The organism is Senegalia sp. (in: firmicutes) (assembly GCF_052088025.1).
Taxonomy (GTDB): Bacteria; Bacillota; Clostridia; order Tissierellales; family SIT17; genus Anaeromonas.
In genome coordinates this window covers 47,910-67,665 of the sequence record NZ_JBQCYD010000010.1, presented here as the reverse complement: position 1 = coordinate 67,665, position 19,756 = coordinate 47,910, and the positions used below count along the sequence as shown (strand labels likewise).

The following is a 19,756-nucleotide window of genomic DNA, read 5'->3' as shown; positions in this document are numbered from 1 at the left end:
TTTGATAAACTCGAGAAAGTACTAATGCCCCTAGCAGACAAACTAGGGAAAAACAAGATTTTAGTTGCTATACGTGATGGATTTTTGATGTCAATGCCACTTATCATAGTAGGATCACTATTCTTACTTGTAGCAAACTTCCCAATACCAGGTTGGTCAGAATTTTGGGCAAGATTCTTTGGAGAAGGATGGGAATCATATCTATCTGCAGTATCAAGAGCAACATTTAATATAATTGCACTCCTTACCGTAATAGGTATGGGCTATTCCTATGCTAGAGAAATAGGGGCAGATAAGATACAAGGTGCAATAGTAGCTATAGTATCCTTTATAATAATAATGCCTACAGACATAGCATATGAAGGTGCAGAAGGCCTAGCATCATTAAGCGCTATAAGTTTCAACTTTACAGGAACAAATGGAATAATTTTAGCAATGATAGTATCCTTATTATCAGTACACGTATTCCACTGGGCATATAAAAAAGGTTGGACTATAAAGATGCCTGAAGGGGTACCACCAGCAGTATCAGATTCCTTTGCAGCACTTATACCAAGTGCTATAGTAATGTTAATATTCTTTTTAATAAGAATTGGTTTTGGACTTACACCATATGAATCAGCACATAATTTCATATATACAGTACTTCAAGCACCACTTCTTGGAGTAGGAAATAGTTTAGGGGCACAAATAGTATATGTAGTATCAAGTTCAATATTCTGGTTATTTGGAATAAATGGACCAGCAGTTACAAACTCAGTGTTCTCACCAATATTTAGAACACTTTCAATAGAAAACCTAGCAGCATTTGAAGCAGGAGCACCACTTCCACATATATATACAGGACAATTTGTAGACCTATTCCAAACATTTGGTGGTGGAGGAAGTACACTTTCTCTAGTAATACTTATGATTATAGTAGGAAAATCACAAAGGATTAAAAAACTTGGAAAACTTTCAATAGTTCCAGGAATATTTGGAATAAACGAACCTATCATATTTGGACTACCAATAGTATTAAACCCAGTAATGATAGTACCTTTCATAGGGGTTCCATTAATGAATACAATATTATCAGCAATAGCATTTGAAACAGGATTTCTACCATATACTAATGGAGTTGCACTACCTTGGACAACGCCACTTGGATTTTCAGGTTACCTTTCAACAGGAAGTATAAGGGCAGCTATATTCCAAGTAGTATTAGTAATATTAGGTTGCCTAGTATATTATCCATTTATAAAAATATTAGATAAAAACTATTTAAAAGACGAAGAAAACAAACCTGATGAAGATGAATTAGAAGATATTTCATTTGATGATTTATCAATGGATGATTTTTAGGAGGTAGTAAAATGAAAGTTTTAATGATATTTGACCAAATACAAGCAGGAATGGGTGGAAAAGAAAAGGCAAATATAGCTCCCGGTGGTAAAAAAGGAGAAATAGGCTCAGTACCTATGATAAAGTCTCATTTAAAAGAAGTAGATGGACAAGTAAGTGCATGTTTGTATTGTGGAGATGAATATTTCAAAGAAAATAAAGAAGAAGTAGAAAGAAAAATGGTGGGCATGGTAAAAAAATTAAACCCAGATATAGTAATCTGTGGTCCAGCATATAACTATAAAGGATACGGGAAAATGTGTGCAGTATTAGCAGATAAAATAAATGAAAATACAGATATACCAGCACTAGCTGCAATGTCAGAAGAAAATGAAGATACAATAGCTGAATATAAAGATAAGATGAATATAGTGAAAATGCCTAAAAAAGGTGGAACAGGACTCAAGAATTCACTAGCTAATATAGCCCTACTTGCAGAAAAAATGTACAAAAAAGAAGATACAAAAGAACTTAAAAAAGATATATGTTACTAATCATATAAGGTGGCCTTATAAGGCTGCCTTATATATTAATTTTGTTCAAAGTGGAGGTTATTTGGGTGGAACAGATTTTAAATGATAATATTGACAAGTTTAAAGATCAATTATTAGAATCAATAAAAGAGATAGTAAATATAGCAAGTGTAAAAGGTCAAGCAAGACCTGATGCACCATTTGGAGAAGAAGCTAAAAAAGCACTCGCAAAAGCACTTGAAATAGCAGACAAACTAGGATTTAAAACAAAAAATATAGATAATTGTGTGGGATATGCTGAATTTGGTCAAGGTGAAGAATATATAGGAATACTAGGACATTTAGATGTAGTAGATGTAGGTGAAGGTTGGAGTAGTCCTCCTTTTTGTGCTAGCATAAGAGATGGGAAAATGTATGGTAGAGGAGTACTAGATAACAAGGGCCCGATAATGTCAGCCCTATTTGCCCTATATGCAATAAAAGAATCAGGATTAACTATGGATAAAAAAGTTAGGATAATATTTGGAACAGATGAAGAAAGTGGATTTAATGATATTCCATATTATCTAAAAAAAGAAAAACCACCTATAATGGGCTTCACTCCAGATTGCAAATATCCAGTAGTATATGGTGAAAGAGGAAGAGCAAATATAGAATTTAATGTAGAATACAATGATCAAAACTATGAAAAAAGAACAAAAGAATTTTTTAACTTTGTAAATGAATATATACTAAGCAGTAAATCAAATGGTCAAAGACTTGGAATAGATTATAAGGATAGTGAGTTTGGTACTATGGAAATGAGAAATTTTAAAACTGACATAAAAGACTCCAAATTAACATTTCATATGAGTTTATCATATCCAGCTATCGTTCAAATAGATGAAATACTAGAAAAAATCAAATTAAAACTAACAGAGAATATAAAATTAGAATTATTATTAAACTATGACCCAGTGAAATTTGATAAGGATTCATATATGGTAAAGAGTATGCAAAAGGCATATGAAGAAGTAACAGGACTTGATGGCACACCTGTAACTACAACAGGAGGAACCTATGCTAAGATAATGCCAAATATCGTACCATTTGGACCATCTTTCCCAGGACAAAAAGGTATAGCACATAATCCAAATGAGTATATGGATATAGATGATATAGTATTAAACGCAAAGATATTTGCCCAGGCAATATATAATTTAGCAAAATAAAGACAATATAAGGAAACGAGGTATATTTATGACTTATGCAATGATAGCCACATGGAGAATGGCCCTAGAAGGAATAGAAGAAGGGGTTAAAATATTAAAGAATAATGGTTCTTCAGCTGATGCAACAGAAGAAGCAGTAAAGATGGTAGAAGATTTCCCCTACTATAAATCAGTAGGATATGGAGGACTTCCAAATGAAAATGGAGAAGTAGAACTAGATGCAGCATTCATGGATGGAGATAGTCTATCAATTGGAGCAGTTGCTGGAATAAGAGATTTCAAAAATCCAATATCTATAGCTAGAAAATTAAGCAAGGAAAAAGTAAATTGCTTTCTAGTAGGAGCTGGAGCGGAAGAATATGCCCATAAAAATGGATTTGAAAGACAAAATATGCTCACAGATAGAGCTATAATTCACTATAAAAATAGATTAAAAGAAACAGTAGACAAGGGACTTAGTCCTTATTCTGGACATGACACTGTAGGAATGGTAGCCCTTGATACAAATGATTCAATGGCAAGTGGAACATCTACATCAGGATTATTTATGAAGAAAAGAGGAAGAACAGGAGATTCAGCAGTTTCAGGCTCAGGTTTCTATGTAGATAGTGAAATAGGAGGAGCAAGCGCAACAGGACTTGGAGAAGACATCATGAAAGGTTGCTCGTCTTATGAAATAGTAAGACTAATGAAAGAAGGATATAGTCCACAAGAAGCAGCAGATAAGGCAGTATCTGAACTAAATGATTTATTAATAAAGAGAAGAAAAAAAGCAGGAGATATATCAGTAGTATGTATAAACAAGCAGGGTGAATTTGGAGTAGCTACAAACATAGAAGGATTTTCATTCGTAATAGCTACTGATAAAATAGAGGCAACAGTATATGTATGTAAAAATGAGAATGGAAAGACTACTTATGAGAAAGCAAGTGAAGAATGGTTAGACAATTATATGAAAAAGAGAACAAGCCCTTTAAAATTAAAATAAAATAATATAGAATATATAGAAAGACGGTGGATATTGTGGAAGGAATGGAATTATTAAGTTTTCAAATAATAAGCAATGTAGGAGATGCAAAATCATACCTACATGAAGCACTAAAAGCTTCAAGGGAAGAAAGATTTGATCAAGCAGGAGAAATGATAAAAAAGGCAGAAGATAGTCTAGGAAAGGCACATGACGTTCATATGGATATACTAGCAAAGGAAAGCCAAGGTGATGATTTTAAAATCACTTTATTATTAATGCATGCAGAAGATCAGATGATGAGCACAGAACTATTAAGAGATCTAACGGAAGAAATGCTACTTACACACAAAAAATATTCAAAATAAGATAGAAAGCAGGGGGATATAATTGAAACAAAAAATAGTTGAAATATGTTGTGATAGCCTAGAAGATGTAATCATATCAGAACAAGCAGGGGCAGATAGGGTAGAGCTTAACAATAGTATGCATCTAGGAGGACTTACTCCATCTATAGGGACAATAAAACTAGCAACTGAGAGGTGCAATATACCAATAATAGTAATGGCAAGACCACGTGGAGCAGGATTTTGCTACAATGAATATCAATTTGACACAATTATAGCAGATATAAAAGAAATGGTGAAATATGATATAGCTGGTGTTGCATTTGGATGTTTAACTACAGATAAAAGAATAGATGTATTTAAAACTGAAAAGATAATAGAAATACTAAAGAAGCACAAGAAGGAAGTAGTATTTCACAGAGCATTTGACAGTGCAGCTGATCCATATGAATCAATAGAAGTACTGATAGAATTAGGAGTAGATAGAATACTCACATCAGGACAAAAGCCAAAAGCAATAGATGGAATAGAACTATTAAAAGATTTACAAGAGAAATATGGTGATGAAATAGAAATACTAGCAGGCAGCGGAGTAAATGAAACAAATGTAGCTGAGATTATAGAACATACAGGTATAAATCAATACCATAGTTCAGCTAAAACATATAAGAGTGATCCTACAACAATTGGTAATGTATCATATGCCTATGTAGGTGAACCACATGAAAGCTCATACAATGTGGTGAGTTATGAGAAGGTAAAAGAATTAGTAAATATAGTTAAAGAAAAGTAAGGTATAGACTTGTCGAAATATGTCGAAAAACCACAGAAAATGTTATACGAAAATAGTAATATATACCCAATCATTGCTTGACCAAACATGATTTTTTGTATACAATAAATATAGAAATTCGACGGGAAAAGAGTTATTTCTATAAAATAGCCCAAAATAATGTTAATTGAATTGGATTAACATTATTTTTTTGGCTTTTATACATATGAGTGAATGAAAGTGAACTACAAATTCAAAAGTGGGAGGTATTACTTCCATGAGGATTATAAATTACAAACCTAAAAGAACTTGCAATAAAGGATTTACTATGATTGAATTAATAATAGTTATTTCTATAATTATTATATTGGCATTTATTGTATTGCCAAATTACTTATCATATAGAGATAGTGTTAAAGCAACAGCTTGTAATATAAGCTGCAAAGAATTACAAAAGTCATATGACATATACTTGATATCTGAAGATATAAATCATACTGATTCTTTATTTAATAATTATTTAAATGATTATAATCAGCAAATATGTCCTAAAGATGGTATCATTAGCTATGGTAATGGAAAAGTTAGATGTACTGTTCATGATTTAAAAGAGGAAAATGATAGTGATGATGTTCCATATATTTAGTGATTGGATGATTATGGCGACGTGAGTATGGTGAAAGGATAACAAGTATAGATATTTGATAATTAGTATTGGTAGGAGAATATCTTACCATTTTATTTTATAAAAGCTTAATAAAGAAATGGTATGTTGAAATCGAGTTTTAGGGATAAAGGAGAGTATTAAAATACAGTTATATCAATGAGTGCAAGAGTTTGGACCAGCTTAGAAAACAAGTAAAAATGTGGTTTATTAAGTCTTGGAAGTGTTGATATGACTGATGTAGAAGTGTGTTTGTAGCAAATTTGTAGCGATAGATAAAATAAGAATTTGAAAGGGGAATATTTATATGAAAATACCATTTTCTCCTCCAGATATTTCTGAAAATGAAATAAATGAGGTTGCAGCGACATTAAGTACAGGTTGGATTACAACTGGACCTAAGACAAAATTATTTGAAAAAAAGATAGCTGAGTATTGTAATACTTCAAAAGCAGTATGCCTTAATTCTGCTACTGCTGCCATGGAAATGACACTGAGATTACTAGGGGTTGGACCAGGAGATGAAGTAATAACTTCAGCTTATACATATTCAGCTTCTGCAAGTGTAATTCACCATGTAGGGGCTAAAATAGTTTTGGTAGATTCAGGTAAGGATTCATTTCACATAGACTATGATGCTATTGCTGATGCGATAACCGAGAAGACAAAAGCTATTATTCCAGTAGACATAGCTGGTGTAATGTGTGATTACGATAGAATATTTGAAGCAGTTAATAATAAGAAAGACTTGTTCAAACCTTCAAATGAATTACAAAAGGCAATAGGAAGAGTTGTAGTACTAGCTGATGCAGCTCACTCTTTTGGAGCATCTTATGAAGGACAAATGAGTGGACAAGTTGCTGATTTTACATGCTTTTCATTCCATGCAGTAAAGAACTTAACTACTGCAGAAGGAGGAGCTGTTACTTGGAGAGATATTACTGAGTTTGATAAAGAAGAAATATACAAAGAATTCATGTTATTATCCCTTCATGGACAGTCCAAGGATGCACTAGCAAAAACAAAGCTTGGTGCATGGGAATATGATATTGTCTATCCTGCTTATAAATGTAACATGACAGATCTAATGGCATCCTTAGGTCTTGCACAGTTAGCTAGATATTCTGAGAACCTAGAAAGAAGAAAACAAATTATTGAGATGTACGATAAAGCTTTAGAGAATAGTAGTGCTGTTAGTTTAAAACATTTTAGTGATAAGTCATCTTCTAGTGGTCATTTGTATCTAGTTAAACTGCTTGGAAAAGATGAAGAGTACAGAAATGATGTAATTGTAAAGATGGCTGAGAAAGGTATAGCAACAAATGTTCACTATAAGCCATTGCCAATGCATACTGCATATAAGAATTTAGGTTTTGATATAAAAGATTATCCTAATGCTTTTAATATGTATAAGAATGAGATTACACTGCCATTACATACTTTACTTACTAATGAGGAAGTGGAGTATGTGGTTAACGGGTTGAAAGAGATTATCAAAGAATAAGGTGGAGAGAACTAATGCATGACGGTAATAGCTTGGAAGCTGTAAATTTAAAAGAATTATTAGATATTGATGAAATATTAGAGAAAAAGAAGTTTCAATTAGTCTTGAAAAGAATGTTTGATTTTATTGTTTCACTAATTGGTTTAATTTGTTTGCTACCAGTATTTTTTGTTATTGCTATTTTAATCAAAATAGATTCGAAAGGTCCTGTGTTTTTTAAACAAGTACGTGTGGGTAAGGATATTAAGGAATTTAAGATATTTAAGTTTAGAACTATGATACAAGATTCAGAGAAAAAGGGAATGCAAATTACTGTTGGAAGAGATAGTAGAATCACAAAATTTGGATATGTTCTTAGAAGGACAAAAATAGATGAGTTACCCCAGCTAATTAATATCCTTATTGGAGACATGAGTTTTGTAGGGCCGAGACCTGAAGTACCTAAATATATTGAAATGTATACCGAGCAACAGCAGAATATATTAAAGATTAAACCTGGAATTACTGATTTAGCATCAATAGAGTATAGAGATGAAAATACTCTCCTTAGTGATAGTAATAATCCAGAAGAAACATATATAAAAGAAATCATGCCAAGGAAAATTCAACTTAATGTTGAGTATCTGAGAAGATTCTCTATATTTTATGATATTAAAATTATAATTAAAACCATTTTGGCGGTTATGAAGTAGAATTTATTAGTTATAACTATATCAAAATATAAAATTCACAAATAGGGAGGAAGGTAATATGAGTTTATATGAAGGTGTTAAAAATAAAAAAGACAAAATATCAGTAATAGGTTTAGGTTATGTAGGTATGCCTTTAGCTATAGCATTTGCAAGAGTAGCAGATGTAGTAGGTTTCGATATTTCAAAAGAGAAAGTGCAACAATATCTTAATGGAAAGGATGTTACTAAAGAAGTTGGAGATGAAGCTATACAAAAATCCACAGCACTATTTACATGTGAAGAAAAATATATAAGAGATTGTAAATTCCATGTTGTTGCTGTACCAACTCCAATTAATGCAGATAAGACACCAGATCTTAAGCCTGTAATAGGAGCTAGCAAGACAGTAGGTAGAAATCTTACTAAAGGATCAATTGTTGTATTTGAATCTACTGTATACCCTGGGGTTACTGAAGAAATTTGTATTCCCATATTAGAGAAAGAGTCAGGATTAAAGTGTGGAACTGATTTTAAAGTAGGATATTCTCCAGAAAGAATCAATCCAGGAGATAAAGTACATAGATTAGAAACTATAGTAAAAGTAGTATCAGGAATGGACGAAGAATCATTGGAAGATATAGCAAAGGTTTATGAGATGGTAATTGAAGCTGGGGTACATAGGGCTGAAAGTATCAAAGTGGCTGAAGCTGCTAAAGTTATTGAGAATTCTCAAAGAGACATTAATATAGCTTTCATGAATGAGTTATCTATTATATTTAATAAAATGGGGATCGATACTAATGCTGTATTAGAAGCAGCAGGAACTAAGTGGAACTTTCTAAAGTTTACTCCAGGTCTTGTAGGAGGACACTGTATAGGGGTAGATCCATATTATCTTACGTACAAGGCTGAAGAAATGGGCTACCATTCTCAAATTATTCTTTCAGGCAGAAAGATAAATGATGATATGGGAAAATATGTAGCTGAAAATACAGTGAAGAAGATGATAAAAGCAAACAAGCAAATAAATGGCTCGAAAGTAGTTATATTCGGTGTAACATTTAAAGAAAATTGTCCGGATGTTAGAAATACAAAAGTAGTAGATGTTATTAAAGAACTAGAAGAGTATGGAATAGAGGTGAAAGTTGTAGATTCAGTAGCTGATAAAGAAGATTTATGGCATGAATATAGAATTAATCCATGTAATATAGAAGAAGTAAAAGATATGGATGCTATTATATTTGCAGTTCCACATGAAGAGTTTAAATCTATAACATTTGAAGATATTAAGACTATGTATAAAACTAAAGAAAATGTATACTCAGAAGTAATGAATGAAGTTGCTGTAGCATCAGAGATAAACAGTTTAAGAGGGGATTATGTATTAATAGATGTAAAAGGAATGTTTAACAGAAAAGAAGCAGAGGACAGGAACTACTTATATTGGAGGCTTTAAAATGGGATATAATGATATAAAATTTCCAAAAGGTACTAAATTTTTAGTTACAGGTGGAGCCGGTTTTATCGGCTCAAATCTTGTTGAAAAAATACTAGAACTAGGTTATTTTGTGCGCGTACTTGATAACTTTGCTACAGGAAAAGAGGAAAATATAAAAGAGTTTTATAATAATCCTAATTTTGAGTTAATTGAAGGGGATATTCGTAGTATAGACGATTGTAAGAAAGCATGTGAAGGAATGGACTACATTTTACACCAAGCAGCTTTAGGATCCGTCCCTAGATCGATTGATGATCCAATAACCTCAAATAATGTTAATGTTAGTGGATTATTAAATATGATGATAGCTGCTAGAGATGCAAGGGTGAAAAGATTTGTATTTGCATCATCATCTTCAGTATATGGAGATGAGCCTAATTTACCAAAAGTAGAAGAAAGAATCGGAAAACCATTATCACCATACGCTATTACTAAACGAGCAAAAGAAATGTATGCTAAAAATTTCTATGAAATTTATGGACTTCCAACAGTTGGGTTAAGATATTTTAATGTATTTGGTAAAAAACAAGATCCTACATCGATATATGCAGCTGTAATACCTAAATTTGTGAAAGCGCTTATTAATGATAAAGCTCCTACAATACATGGAGATGGAAGACAATCTAGAGATTTCACTTACATTGAAAATGTAATACAGGCAAATTTAAAAGCCTGTTTAGCAGAAGAAGAAGCTTTTGGAGAAGTATTTAATATAGCATGTGGCGGTAGAGTATATCTTATTGATTTGTATAATAAAATTACAAATTTATTAGAAAAAAGTATTGAACCAAACTATGGGCCTTCGAGGCCAGGAGATGTGAAGCATTCTAATGCAGATATTAGTAAAGCTAAACAACTGTTAAATTATCAACCTGAGTATAGTATCGATATAGGGTTAAAGCTTGCTATAGATTGGTATATTCACAATTTATAATAATTTTATATTAAATTATCTAATAAAAGCATATTGGTTAATTCTCTCTTAATATAAAATTTTTACACATAAAATGAGGTGAAGGTTTGAAAAGAATATATTACGTTATGTACTATTTAATAGCTAAAAATTTACCAGAGTCAACATTAAAAGGCCACATAGTTAGACGATTTATAGCTCGTAAATTATTTAAGTATTGTGGAAAAAATGTAATGATTAGAAATGGTGTTGTTTTTGGTAATGGTAAAACTATTCAAATTGGAGAAAATTCACAGTTAGGAGTAAACGCTAGGATTATGTCTGCTAAAAGTGTGATTATAGGTAAGAACGTCTTAATGGGACCAGATGTAATAATCATGGACATAAATCACGCTTTTAAGGATAAAGAAGTTCCTATTATGTTTCAAGGCTATTCAGAATCTAAGGAAGTAAGAATAAAAGATGATGCATGGATTGGTGCTAGAGTAGTAATCCTTCCAGGAGTTACTATAGGCAGAGGTTCAATAATAGCGGCAGGTTCGATTGTAACTAAAGATGTACCGGATTATGCAATTTTTGGAGGCAATCCAGCTAAACTTATTAAGTATAGATAATCATACTAATTTTTCCATAATTAATAAATTAGAAAGAAGTGTTCACAATGTTATTAAACCTATACAATAAATATGAAAAAACATCTTCTAATATTCTAATAGTGGTAATTGGAGCCCTGATAGGAGTAGTGTCTTCAAGTAATTATTTAGTATACTTTATTATTTTGTTAATGATTACTCTAGGATCTATATATTTAATTAAAAGACCACTGCATATAGCAACTCTATATCTTTGTTCAATACCATTTTTTCCCATACAAATACTAGAACAACAATTATCGACATTATTAACACCGGTTATTTTCTTAGCTTTTATAGTCTCATTATTTAGAGAAAATGGCAAAGAAAAAATAAATTTTAAATATGTAGGTATTATAAATATATTTTTAATGTTAAACTTTTTAGGATTATTTCAATCTAGTAATATTCGATATTCTGCAATATTTATAATCAAATTAGTTATTTGTATAGGATTATACTATATAATTAGCAATTTTAATATAATTTCAAAATATGACGTTGAGAAAAATATTCATATTATCACAGGTACTATTATAATTGCTGCAAGTTTAATATTAGTGTTTTTGATTTATAAATATTTTTTTGTATTTAAAGTAGAGTATATTTCTATTAACACAGACTTTCCATCAAAAGAAGGAAGAAATCAGTTGGGTTTTTTTCTAGCTTTACTAGCACCTTATGCTATATATAGATTAATCAAAAACAAGTTAACAATAGAGAATTTTCTTATTAAGCTGAGTAGTTTAGTGCTAATTATAGGACTAGTATTGACTTTGTCTAGAGGGGCTTGGATATCTACAATTGTAGGATTATTAGCTATTATTGCAATAAGAAAAAATTATAAACTACTTATACTAATTATAATATTTAGTTTGATTATAGGGGTATTTATGCCAGATAGTGTTAGAGATAGATTTCTAAGTATATCTAACTTATTCTATAAGAATGAAGCTCAAATAGGCCAAGACTATAGTTCTACTACTGTAAGAAAAGAATTAGTTAAGATATCTCTTGATACAATACAATCTAATCAACTGAGAGGAATCGGACTTGGGAACTATTATATGATAACAAGAAGTATGGGCCTACATGATGTTGGAGTATCTCATAATGATTACTTGCAAATTGCTACAGAACTAGGAGTACCAGGGTTACTTGCTTTTCTTATCTTTTTATCGAGAATTATAAAAAGACTAGTAAATACTCCATTACAACATTATAAGGAGAGTAAGGATATTTATGAGCCAGTGCTTGCATCTATAGTTACATTATGTGTATATTTAATGCTAATTAATGCTTACAATAGTCCACTCATGTGGCTAATCCTCGGGATAGGGACACAATATATAAACTCTATACCTAAAGCTATTAAATTGAAATAGGAAAGGAGGATATGTATAGGATGGAATTAAGGGTAGTGCCATTTACTAAAAATGACTTAGATGACATAGTAAAAACTCACATACAATGTTTTCCAGAAAGTTTCTCATCAGAATTAGGATCAGGTTTTTTGAAATATATGTACTTATTTAGCATTGAAGATAAATATAGCATAAATCTTTTAGTTAAAGATGAAAGCAACAAGGTTATAGGATTTGTAGATGGGACTTGTAAGCCGAATGGTTATAATAGCAGGTTGCTCGATAAATACAAATATAGACTGATTTTTAATGCAGTTAAAAAGTGTATATTAAAGCCATCTTTAATAAATAAACTTATAAGCCAGAAAATGGGGAAAATAGCTAGATTTATGGGGATTTCACCCAAGATTAAAAATAAAATTGATTATTTTCATCATATAGAAGGGAAATGTAGTTCAATAAAATCAATTTGTGTAGCTCCCCAATATAAAGGAAAGAATATAGCAAAATTATTATTTAATAAATTTGAAATCAAGTCTACTGAAGTAGGATGTGAATATTTAATTTTATCAGTAAAAAAAGAAAATATAAGGGCAGTTAATTTTTACAAGAAAATGGGAATGGATTTACATTGGCAAGGCATCAACACAGAAGGAACATACTCACAAGGATATTTTAAAAAGTTAGGAGAAATAAAATGAGAGAATTAAATATTTACTACAGTATGACTTTTTACAAGTATGATTCTAAATATTATTGTAATGGTGCATTTGGAAGATTTTTAGATAGTTTAGCTAAGGAATATGATCATATAACAGTGTGTGTGCCTGTAAATAGAGATATAAAGAGTCTTAAATTAGATTATCAAATCAAATCTAATAATATAAAGTTTCAAGAGTTACCTAACTATAGAAATATGATAGGTTCTATAAGATATATGTTTGCATCAATTAAAAAGCTAATCAGATTTTCTAAAACTTGGACAAATGTTTATATCCGCTGGCCCTCACCCTATAGCTATATAGTATACTTGTTATCTAAGATAAGAAATACACCAACTACAGTTCATCTAGTAGGTGATACAAAAGCCATTGTTATGAAAGGTAATAAATATGAAGGGGTCATAAAGCTTGCAGCTATTTTATTGGCCAATCATCAAGAATGGGTTCTGAAAAAAATAATGAAAAAGTCTAAAGTTATTGCAAATGGCAGTGGACTTAGAAGACTTTATTCAAAAAATAGCAGTAAGGTAAAAGAGATTAGAACTAGTACATTTATGGAAAAAGAAATTTATTCAAGATATGATTCATGTGAGAAAGAAACATTAAAGCTATTATATGTAGGGTATTTAAGGCATGAGAAAGGTATTCAATACTTAATAAATGCTATAAAGATGATAATTAATAAAAATCTTCAACAAGACATTTATTTGTATTTAGTAGGAGATGGAGAAGAAAAAGAAAAGTTAAAAACTTTAGTTAAAGAGAAGGGATTAGAAAAAAGAATTATATTCAAAGGGTATGTGCCACTAGGGGAGATGTTATTTGAAATATACAGAGAATCAGATATATTTATTTTACCATCAATATCTGAAGGGACTCCTAGAGTACTGATTGAAGCTATGGCTAATGGAATGCCAGTTATCGCAACTGATGTTGGGGGTATTCCTTATACTATAAAAGATGGATATAATGGACTTTTAATTAAACCAGAGGAAAGTAATGAACTTTTTACTGCAATTACTCGAGTAATATTAGATAGAGAATTAAGAAAAAAACTAATATATAATGGATATAAATTTGCATATGAAAATACACTAGAAGCACATATAAATGAACTTGTTGAATGGGTGGAGGCGAAAAAGTGTGTGGAGAAAAATTAAAAATATTTTATTTTATCACTGGCCTATTCACTTAATTAATATAGTATTACTTTTATTGCCAGATTGTATGCCTGTAAATAAAGTGAGAGGGACATTAATGAAACCTTTTTTCAAAAGATGTGGAAGAAACTTACAAGTATGTTCGAATGTATATTTTACACATATAGAAAACATTAGTGTAGGTGATAATGTATTCATAGGGAGAAATTCATGGATTGGTGGATATGGAGAAGTGATAATAAGTGATAATGTAATGATAGGGCCAGGTGTTTTAATAGCTAGTGCTAACCATAAATATACAAATGAAACAATTAGGTTTGGAGGATATGAACAAAGTACTATACAAATAGGGAAAGAAGTCTGGGTTGGAGGAAACACGTCTATATTACCAGGCGTAAATATCATAAACAATACTGTTGTAGCTGCTGGATCGGTAGTTAACAAATCTAATTTAACACCTTACAGTCTTATTGGAGGAGTACCAGCAAAGGAACTAAAGAAAAGTATTTAGAAGTTTAAATTATATCTATATAGGAGGCGATTATGTTCTTTCCATATGTATCGATAATCATTCCAGTATATAATGAAGAAAAGTATATTGAAGAATGTATAAGAAGTTTAGATAATCAAAGTTATCCTAAGGATAAGTTAGAAATTTTAGTAGTTGATGGAATGTCAACCGATAGAACTCTAGAAAAAGTTAATAAATTAAGTAATGAGTTGAATATAAATATAAAGGTAATTGAGAATACAAAACGAATTGCTCCAACTGCAATGAATTTAGGGATTAAGAATTCAACAGGCGATATTATTATTAGAATAGATGGACATGCATATGCACATAGTGATTTTATCTCTACAAGCGTAAAACTACTTAGAGAAAAAGAAGTAGCATGTGTAGGAGGACCTATTGAGACAATTAGCCAAAATTTTGTTGGAGAGTCGATTGCATTGGCTATGGCTTGCCCTTTTGGTGTAGGGAATTCTTTATTCAGGTATAGTAAAAAAGAAAAGTATGTGGACACATTAGCATTTGGTGCATATAAGAGAGAAGTTTTTGAAAAAATTGGATGCTTTGATGAGGAACTAGTTAGAAATCAAGATGATGAATTAAATTTTAGATTAATTAAAAGTGGTGAAAAGATATTATTAAGCCCTAAGATTAAATCTTATTATTACAGTAGATCCTCACTCAAAAAGTTGTGGAAGCAGTATTTTCAATATGGATATTGGAAAGTTAGAGTTATTCAAAAACATAAGATGCCTTCATCGATTAGGCAATTAGTACCTATGACATTTGTAATATCATTATTAGGTAGTGTTATTTTAAGTTTAGTTAATGAATTAGGAATTAAAATACTACTTGCAATTACTCTTACCTATTTAGCTAGTTCACTATTTTTTAGTGTGAAGATATCTTATAATAAAACTCCTAGATTTATTGCTATATTACCTATAATATTTTTTATACTACATTTTTCATATGGATTAGGGTTTATAAATGGTATTATAGACTTTCTTATTAGGAAAAAACTAGTAAATAATTTTCATATAAGTAGATAATTTAATCAGTAAAAAGCAGTTTGATAGAAGTATATTATTAGAAATAATTAAACGAATTAGATAGAGGTAATTAAATAAAACTAAATTTTCTTTATTAAAATTGATAGTGAGGAATAATTAAATGAAAAAAACAGCATTAGTTTTAATGTTACTAACTATAGTTTCAAAATTAATTGGATTTTATAGGGATATTACACTATCATATTTTTATGGAGCATCTAGCATAAGTGATGCATACCTTATATCTCTTACTATACCATTAACAATATTTTTGTTTATAGGAACAGGTATATCAACTAGTTATATACCTTTATTTAGTGATATTGAAAAAGAATTTGGACAAATACAAGCAAACAGGTTTACAAATAATTTAATTAACTTATTACTTATTTTATGTAGCCTCATAATTATTTTGGTATGGTTATTCTCAGTGCCAATAGTAAAGATTTTTGCAGTAGGATTTGATAGGCATACTCTAGATATGGCAGTTAACTTTACAAGAGTTAGCATATTAGGAATATATTTTACAGGAGTTTTATATATATTTAAAGGGTATTTACAAGTAAAAAATAACTTTGTAATTCCAGCTATTATAGGTCTACCTTTGAACTTTTTTACAATAATTTCTATAGTCCTTAGTTCTAAAAGTGATATTATGATACTATCAGTAGGAAGCGTTATAGCCACTGCTTCTGCATTATTAATACTGCTACCATCAATATACACTAACGGATATAAATATAATCTAGTATTAAATTTGAAAGATAAATATTTAAGGAAACTTATATATCTATCTATGCCTGTAATAATAGGAGTTTCGGTTAATCAAATAAATGTGCTTGTAGACAGAACTATAGCATCTCAAATAGCTGTAGGAGGAATATCAGCTCTAAATTACGCAAATAGACTTAACTTATTTATTCAAGGAATATTTGTAATGTCTATAGCAACTGTAATGTATCCAATGATTTCAAAAATGTCATCCGAAAAAAATATGGTTGGATTTAAAAAATCAGTAATAGAATCAATAAGTGGAATTAATCTATTAGTTATACCAGCTACAGTAGGATCTATGATATTTGCAAAACCAGTTATCAAATTGTTATTTGGTAGAGGAGCATTTGATGTTCAAGCAATTTCAATGACATCATATGCGTTATTCTTTTATTCCATAGGAATGATTGGTTTCGGCCTTAGAGAGGTACTATCTAGAGTGTTCTATTCTTTACAAGATACAAAGACTCCAATGATAAATGCAGCCATAGGCATGAGTTTAAATATTGTATTAAACTTTACTCTTTCAAAATACATGGGTATAGGTGGATTAGCATTAGCAACGAGTATAGCTGCAATATTCACTACTGGTCTTATGTTTATAAGTTTAAGAAAGAAAATAGGCCCATTCGGTATGAAGAACATTAGTATTTCATTTATAAAAATCTTATGTGCTTCATTAGTTATGGGGTTAATATCTAAACTAAGCTTTAATTATTTAACTACGATAATTAGTCAAAATTTTTCACTGCTAATATCAATTGCTTTAGGAGCAGTAACTTACTTTATTATCATATATTTTATGAATATAGAGGATGTGGATGTTATCGTAAATGCTATAAAAAGAAAGTTGAAGAGAAATAAAACACTTTAATAATAGAGATAGTCCCCCCTAAAAACTAGACAAAAAAATCATGTGAGAACTATCATTTTTCACATAAAAAGAAGCAAAAATTATACTAATAAAGTAGAGATAAGACTCTTAATAAGGATAATATGTCAGAAAAAGAAGTAAAAATGAATACAAAACAACTTATAATTTAAGTGTTTTTAGTGGGGTTTATTTTGAATTTTAAAACTAGACAAAAAAATCAGCTTCATATTATAGTTTTGGCCATAAAAAATGCCTGCTAAAATTGAGATTATAAGCAGTTTTAGAGCTGTTAGAGAGTGAAAAAAAGTGAAAGAAGTGTAAATGAATATGAAACTATTTAATTTACTTTAATAAGTTGGGAAAAGAGGTTAATAGACTGTTTTAATTATTAGGGATAAAATACAAATATTATATTAATTATAGGAGTTTTAAATTTTATGTTAATACAAGCAACAAAGAAATTATTAGATGAACTAAATATTAAGCCTGAATTACAGGCAAAAGAAGAGCCACTTTTTTCCTGGCATGCAAATGTCATTGCAGTTTACAGGAAAAAAGCGGTTGTGCTTATTAATGATAAAAACAATTATGTCATTGTTCTTCGAGGATTGAAATCAAAGGATTTTAAAAGCTTAGATGAACATATATTAAAGGCTATTCGTGATGCATTTAAAGGTGAATATATTAAGGATGAAGTCATAGATGAGTTTATAAATTATTCTAAGGATATAGTGTATTCAAAAACAAGTAGTAGATCTATAATATCAAAGCTAAATAATGCATGTAAAATTTTGCCTTATCATGAAGAATTACTAGAGGGTACATCTATCTATAAAAGTGCTATGAGTATAAAGGCAAGTCAATATTTAGTTGGTGATGGTAAGGGTGGATATATTACTCCTATTGAAGAGATGAAAAAAGATATTAATAACTTTTTTAGAGATAGAGAAAAAAAAGAATAATAATTTTAATGAAAAACTAGACAAAAAAACTAACTGTATGTTATAATTTTGACCATGGAAAATAATAAAAAATACTCACCAGAATTGAGAGCAGAAGCAGTTTTAGAGCTATTAGATGGAAAAAGAAAAGTAAAAGAAATTGTAAAACAGCTTGAGAAAACAAAACGTAAGCTGAATTTTTTAAAAAGAAGAGATTTTTGATAAAACTATAATTTAAATATTAATATAGTAACTTTTCCATCCTATTTCTATATATGAAGTAGGAGGTGGGAAAGATGAAATTTGAAGAATTAGAGAAATGTCATCAAGAATTCTTAATGTATTGTTTATGGAACTATATTAAAGGTAAGGTTAAGAGGCAACAAAGAGATCAAGTCATTGAACCAACATATGAAGAATATAAGGATTTCTTTGATGAGTTTGATGAGGAATATGAAATAGTTGATGGACTTCCAGAGTCAAATGCTTGTAACCCTTTTTCAGTAAAGTTTAAAGTGGTTTTAGAAGTAGATAAATAAAATAGCACCCCGGCTAGACTGGCTTCTCTTATAAATTGAGAAGAAGTCTAGCTGGGGTGCTTTGGTTTACTCATATTTACATATCTGTTCTTCTTTAATAACAGTCCTATTTTCTGTGTCCACTAGCATTATATATAAGTTAGCTCTTAAATTTATTGGTGGTCTTCTAAATAAAAAATCAAAAGCTTTCTCATTATCTATTACTAATGTAAATTTATCTGTAGGAGTTAATTCAAAAGTAAGAAGCCTACTATAGAAGTGATGGATTATTGGAAATGGCATAGAAGCTCGACCTCTGATAACTTGAAACTCAAAGAACCATTTTTTATAAACTTCATCTTCTAGACTAATCATAAGATCTGGAAATCGCATCATACCTTCTGGCTTTTCCATACTCCACTTAAATTCTTGATTCATTAAATATGAAATAACGATATTTGTTATGTCTTGTTCTATTTTTCTAATTTCTTCTCTTCTATTTTTAGGTGAGTACTCTTCTACCATATTTTCTTCTACAACGATATATCCTGCTGCGGACATCATATCTTTATAGGTAACATCATTATAGGCTTTATCTGCAAATTTAGATATGGTTTCAGGCGTAGGTGGTGCATCTATCATCTGTCTAAGGAATCTAGATATATGGGCTGCACTTACACTAGTTTCCTCAGCATATTTATTTATAGATCTATCACCTTTAGCTTTCTCAAGTAAAGCTGCAAAAACTTCTTTATTAAAATTTGTTTTTTTATTCATGTATTTCACCTCTTTATCATTTACTATA

At 30.2% G+C, this 19,756-nt stretch carries 21 protein-coding genes and 2 pseudogenes; 22 read left to right on the top strand and 1 reads right to left on the bottom strand.

Annotated elements, in window-relative coordinates:
- From ACTHUW_RS04275 to ACTHUW_RS04170, 22 genes and pseudogenes are all read left to right on the top strand, one after another.
- A partial coding sequence (locus ACTHUW_RS04275) for a PTS sugar transporter subunit IIC (protein ID WP_442212679.1) occupies positions 1–1,344 on the top strand: 1,344 nt, incomplete at its 5' end.
- Between the two features lie 11 nt (positions 1,345–1,355).
- Positions 1,356–1,877: a GrdB-related putative oxidoreductase gene (locus tag ACTHUW_RS04270; protein ID WP_442212677.1), complete on the top strand. Its 522-nt coding sequence runs from the start codon at positions 1,356–1,358 to the stop codon at positions 1,875–1,877.
- Positions 1,878–1,942: 65 nt separating this feature from the next.
- Complete coding sequence (locus ACTHUW_RS04265) at positions 1,943–3,067, top strand: Sapep family Mn(2+)-dependent dipeptidase (protein ID WP_442212675.1); 1,125 nt, start codon at positions 1,943–1,945, stop codon at positions 3,065–3,067.
- Between the two features lie 28 nt (positions 3,068–3,095).
- Positions 3,096–4,055, top strand: coding sequence for a N(4)-(beta-N-acetylglucosaminyl)-L-asparaginase (locus ACTHUW_RS04260; protein ID WP_442212673.1), 960 nt, complete (start codon positions 3,096–3,098; stop codon positions 4,053–4,055).
- 44 nt (positions 4,056–4,099) lie between these two features.
- Positions 4,100–4,402: a PTS lactose/cellobiose transporter subunit IIA gene (locus ACTHUW_RS04255; protein ID WP_442199630.1), complete on the top strand. Its 303-nt coding sequence runs from the start codon at positions 4,100–4,102 to the stop codon at positions 4,400–4,402.
- Positions 4,403–4,424: 22 nt separating this feature from the next.
- A complete protein-coding gene (locus tag ACTHUW_RS04250) occupies positions 4,425–5,174 on the top strand; it encodes a copper homeostasis protein CutC (RefSeq protein ID WP_442212671.1) in 750 nt (249 codons plus the stop codon).
- A gap of 256 nt (positions 5,175–5,430) precedes the next feature.
- Complete coding sequence (locus tag ACTHUW_RS04245) at positions 5,431–5,799, top strand: prepilin-type N-terminal cleavage/methylation domain-containing protein (RefSeq protein ID WP_442212669.1); 369 nt, start codon at positions 5,431–5,433, stop codon at positions 5,797–5,799.
- Between the two features lie 325 nt (positions 5,800–6,124).
- Positions 6,125–7,321 carry a DegT/DnrJ/EryC1/StrS family aminotransferase gene (locus tag ACTHUW_RS04240; RefSeq protein WP_442212667.1) on the top strand — a complete coding sequence of 399 codons (1,197 nt, stop codon included), beginning with the start codon at positions 6,125–6,127 and terminating at the stop codon, positions 7,319–7,321.
- Positions 7,322–7,434: 113 nt separating this feature from the next.
- Positions 7,435–8,013 (top strand): sugar transferase, encoded by a 579-nt coding sequence (locus ACTHUW_RS04235; protein WP_442212685.1) that lies wholly within the window; start codon positions 7,435–7,437, stop codon positions 8,011–8,013.
- Between the two features lie 58 nt (positions 8,014–8,071).
- On the top strand, positions 8,072–9,448 hold the full coding sequence (locus ACTHUW_RS04230) for a nucleotide sugar dehydrogenase (protein WP_442212665.1): 1,377 nt from the start codon (positions 8,072–8,074) through the stop codon (positions 9,446–9,448).
- A 1-nt stretch (position 9,449) separates the two neighbouring features.
- Entirely contained in the window at positions 9,450–10,424 is a 975-nt protein-coding gene (locus ACTHUW_RS04225) for an SDR family oxidoreductase (protein ID WP_442212663.1), read from the top strand.
- A 107-nt stretch (positions 10,425–10,531) separates the two neighbouring features.
- Positions 10,532–10,750 (top strand): annotated as a pseudogene (locus ACTHUW_RS04220) (hypothetical protein); the annotation flags it as partial.
- A 114-nt stretch (positions 10,751–10,864) separates the two neighbouring features.
- Positions 10,865–11,014: pseudogene (locus ACTHUW_RS04215) on the top strand (DapH/DapD/GlmU-related protein); the annotation flags it as partial.
- Positions 11,015–11,064: 50 nt separating this feature from the next.
- On the top strand, positions 11,065–12,420 hold the full coding sequence (locus ACTHUW_RS04210) for an O-antigen ligase family protein (protein ID WP_442212661.1): 1,356 nt from the start codon (positions 11,065–11,067) through the stop codon (positions 12,418–12,420).
- A gap of 20 nt (positions 12,421–12,440) precedes the next feature.
- Positions 12,441–13,100, top strand: a complete 660-nt coding sequence (locus ACTHUW_RS04205; RefSeq protein WP_442212659.1) for a GNAT family N-acetyltransferase — start codon at positions 12,441–12,443, stop codon at positions 13,098–13,100.
- Positions 13,097–14,281, top strand: a complete 1,185-nt coding sequence (locus ACTHUW_RS04200) for a glycosyltransferase (RefSeq protein WP_442212657.1) — start codon at positions 13,097–13,099, stop codon at positions 14,279–14,281. Before ACTHUW_RS04205 ends, ACTHUW_RS04200 begins: the two co-directional genes overlap by 4 nt.
- On the top strand, positions 14,265–14,792 hold the full coding sequence (locus tag ACTHUW_RS04195) for an acyltransferase (protein WP_442212655.1): 528 nt from the start codon (positions 14,265–14,267) through the stop codon (positions 14,790–14,792). The genes ACTHUW_RS04200 and ACTHUW_RS04195 overlap by 17 nt, the downstream gene beginning before the upstream one ends.
- Before the next feature lie 32 nt (positions 14,793–14,824).
- Positions 14,825–15,844: a glycosyltransferase gene (locus ACTHUW_RS04190; RefSeq protein ID WP_442212653.1), complete on the top strand. Its 1,020-nt coding sequence runs from the start codon at positions 14,825–14,827 to the stop codon at positions 15,842–15,844.
- 121 nt (positions 15,845–15,965) lie between these two features.
- On the top strand, positions 15,966–17,492 hold the full coding sequence (murJ, locus tag ACTHUW_RS04185; RefSeq protein ID WP_442212651.1) for a murein biosynthesis integral membrane protein MurJ: 1,527 nt from the start codon (positions 15,966–15,968) through the stop codon (positions 17,490–17,492).
- Positions 17,493–17,929: 437 nt separating this feature from the next.
- Positions 17,930–18,454, top strand: a complete 525-nt coding sequence (locus ACTHUW_RS04180) for a DUF6933 domain-containing protein (protein WP_442212649.1) — start codon at positions 17,930–17,932, stop codon at positions 18,452–18,454.
- Between the two features lie 54 nt (positions 18,455–18,508).
- A complete protein-coding gene (locus ACTHUW_RS04175) occupies positions 18,509–18,655 on the top strand; it encodes a transposase (protein WP_442212647.1) in 147 nt (48 codons plus the stop codon).
- Between the two features lie 74 nt (positions 18,656–18,729).
- The gene (locus ACTHUW_RS04170) at positions 18,730–18,972 is read left to right on the top strand and encodes a hypothetical protein (RefSeq protein WP_442212645.1); all 243 of its coding nucleotides are present in this window, start codon (positions 18,730–18,732) and stop codon (positions 18,970–18,972) included.
- Positions 18,973–19,038: 66 nt separating this feature from the next.
- Here ACTHUW_RS04170 and ACTHUW_RS04165 read toward each other — a convergent pair whose 3' ends face one another.
- Entirely contained in the window at positions 19,039–19,728 is a 690-nt protein-coding gene (locus tag ACTHUW_RS04165) for a hypothetical protein (RefSeq protein WP_442212643.1), read from the bottom strand.
- Between the last annotated feature and the right edge of the window lie 28 nt (positions 19,729–19,756).

What these genes read in the sequence shown, in the direction of transcription:
- ACTHUW_RS04210 (WP_442212661.1), top strand. Translation starts at nt 11,065, where the DNA reads ATGTTATTAAACCTATACAATAAATATGAAAAAACATCTTCTAATATT.
- ACTHUW_RS04245 (WP_442212669.1), top strand. Translation starts at nt 5,431, where the DNA reads ATGAGGATTATAAATTACAAACCTAAAAGAACTTGCAATAAAGGATTT.
- ACTHUW_RS04235 (WP_442212685.1), top strand. Translation starts at nt 7,435, where the DNA reads ATGTTTGATTTTATTGTTTCACTAATTGGTTTAATTTGTTTGCTACCA.
- ACTHUW_RS04260 (WP_442212673.1), top strand. Translation starts at nt 3,096, where the DNA reads ATGACTTATGCAATGATAGCCACATGGAGAATGGCCCTAGAAGGAATA.
- ACTHUW_RS04180 (WP_442212649.1), top strand. Translation starts at nt 17,930, where the DNA reads ATGTTAATACAAGCAACAAAGAAATTATTAGATGAACTAAATATTAAG.
- ACTHUW_RS04170 (WP_442212645.1), top strand. Translation starts at nt 18,730, where the DNA reads ATGAAATTTGAAGAATTAGAGAAATGTCATCAAGAATTCTTAATGTAT.
- ACTHUW_RS04165 (WP_442212643.1), bottom strand. Translation starts at nt 19,728, where the DNA reads ATGAATAAAAAAACAAATTTTAATAAAGAAGTTTTTGCAGCTTTACTT.
- ACTHUW_RS04175 (WP_442212647.1), top strand. Translation starts at nt 18,509, where the DNA reads ATGGAAAATAATAAAAAATACTCACCAGAATTGAGAGCAGAAGCAGTT.
- ACTHUW_RS04270 (WP_442212677.1), top strand. Translation starts at nt 1,356, where the DNA reads ATGAAAGTTTTAATGATATTTGACCAAATACAAGCAGGAATGGGTGGA.
- ACTHUW_RS04230 (WP_442212665.1), top strand. Translation starts at nt 8,072, where the DNA reads ATGAGTTTATATGAAGGTGTTAAAAATAAAAAAGACAAAATATCAGTA.
- ACTHUW_RS04255 (WP_442199630.1), top strand. Translation starts at nt 4,100, where the DNA reads ATGGAATTATTAAGTTTTCAAATAATAAGCAATGTAGGAGATGCAAAA.
- ACTHUW_RS04240 (WP_442212667.1), top strand. Translation starts at nt 6,125, where the DNA reads ATGAAAATACCATTTTCTCCTCCAGATATTTCTGAAAATGAAATAAAT.
- ACTHUW_RS04190 (WP_442212653.1), top strand. Translation starts at nt 14,825, where the DNA reads ATGTTCTTTCCATATGTATCGATAATCATTCCAGTATATAATGAAGAA.
- ACTHUW_RS04200 (WP_442212657.1), top strand. Translation starts at nt 13,097, where the DNA reads ATGAGAGAATTAAATATTTACTACAGTATGACTTTTTACAAGTATGAT.
- murJ (WP_442212651.1), top strand. Translation starts at nt 15,966, where the DNA reads ATGAAAAAAACAGCATTAGTTTTAATGTTACTAACTATAGTTTCAAAA.
- ACTHUW_RS04205 (WP_442212659.1), top strand. Translation starts at nt 12,441, where the DNA reads ATGGAATTAAGGGTAGTGCCATTTACTAAAAATGACTTAGATGACATA.
- ACTHUW_RS04225 (WP_442212663.1), top strand. Translation starts at nt 9,450, where the DNA reads ATGGGATATAATGATATAAAATTTCCAAAAGGTACTAAATTTTTAGTT.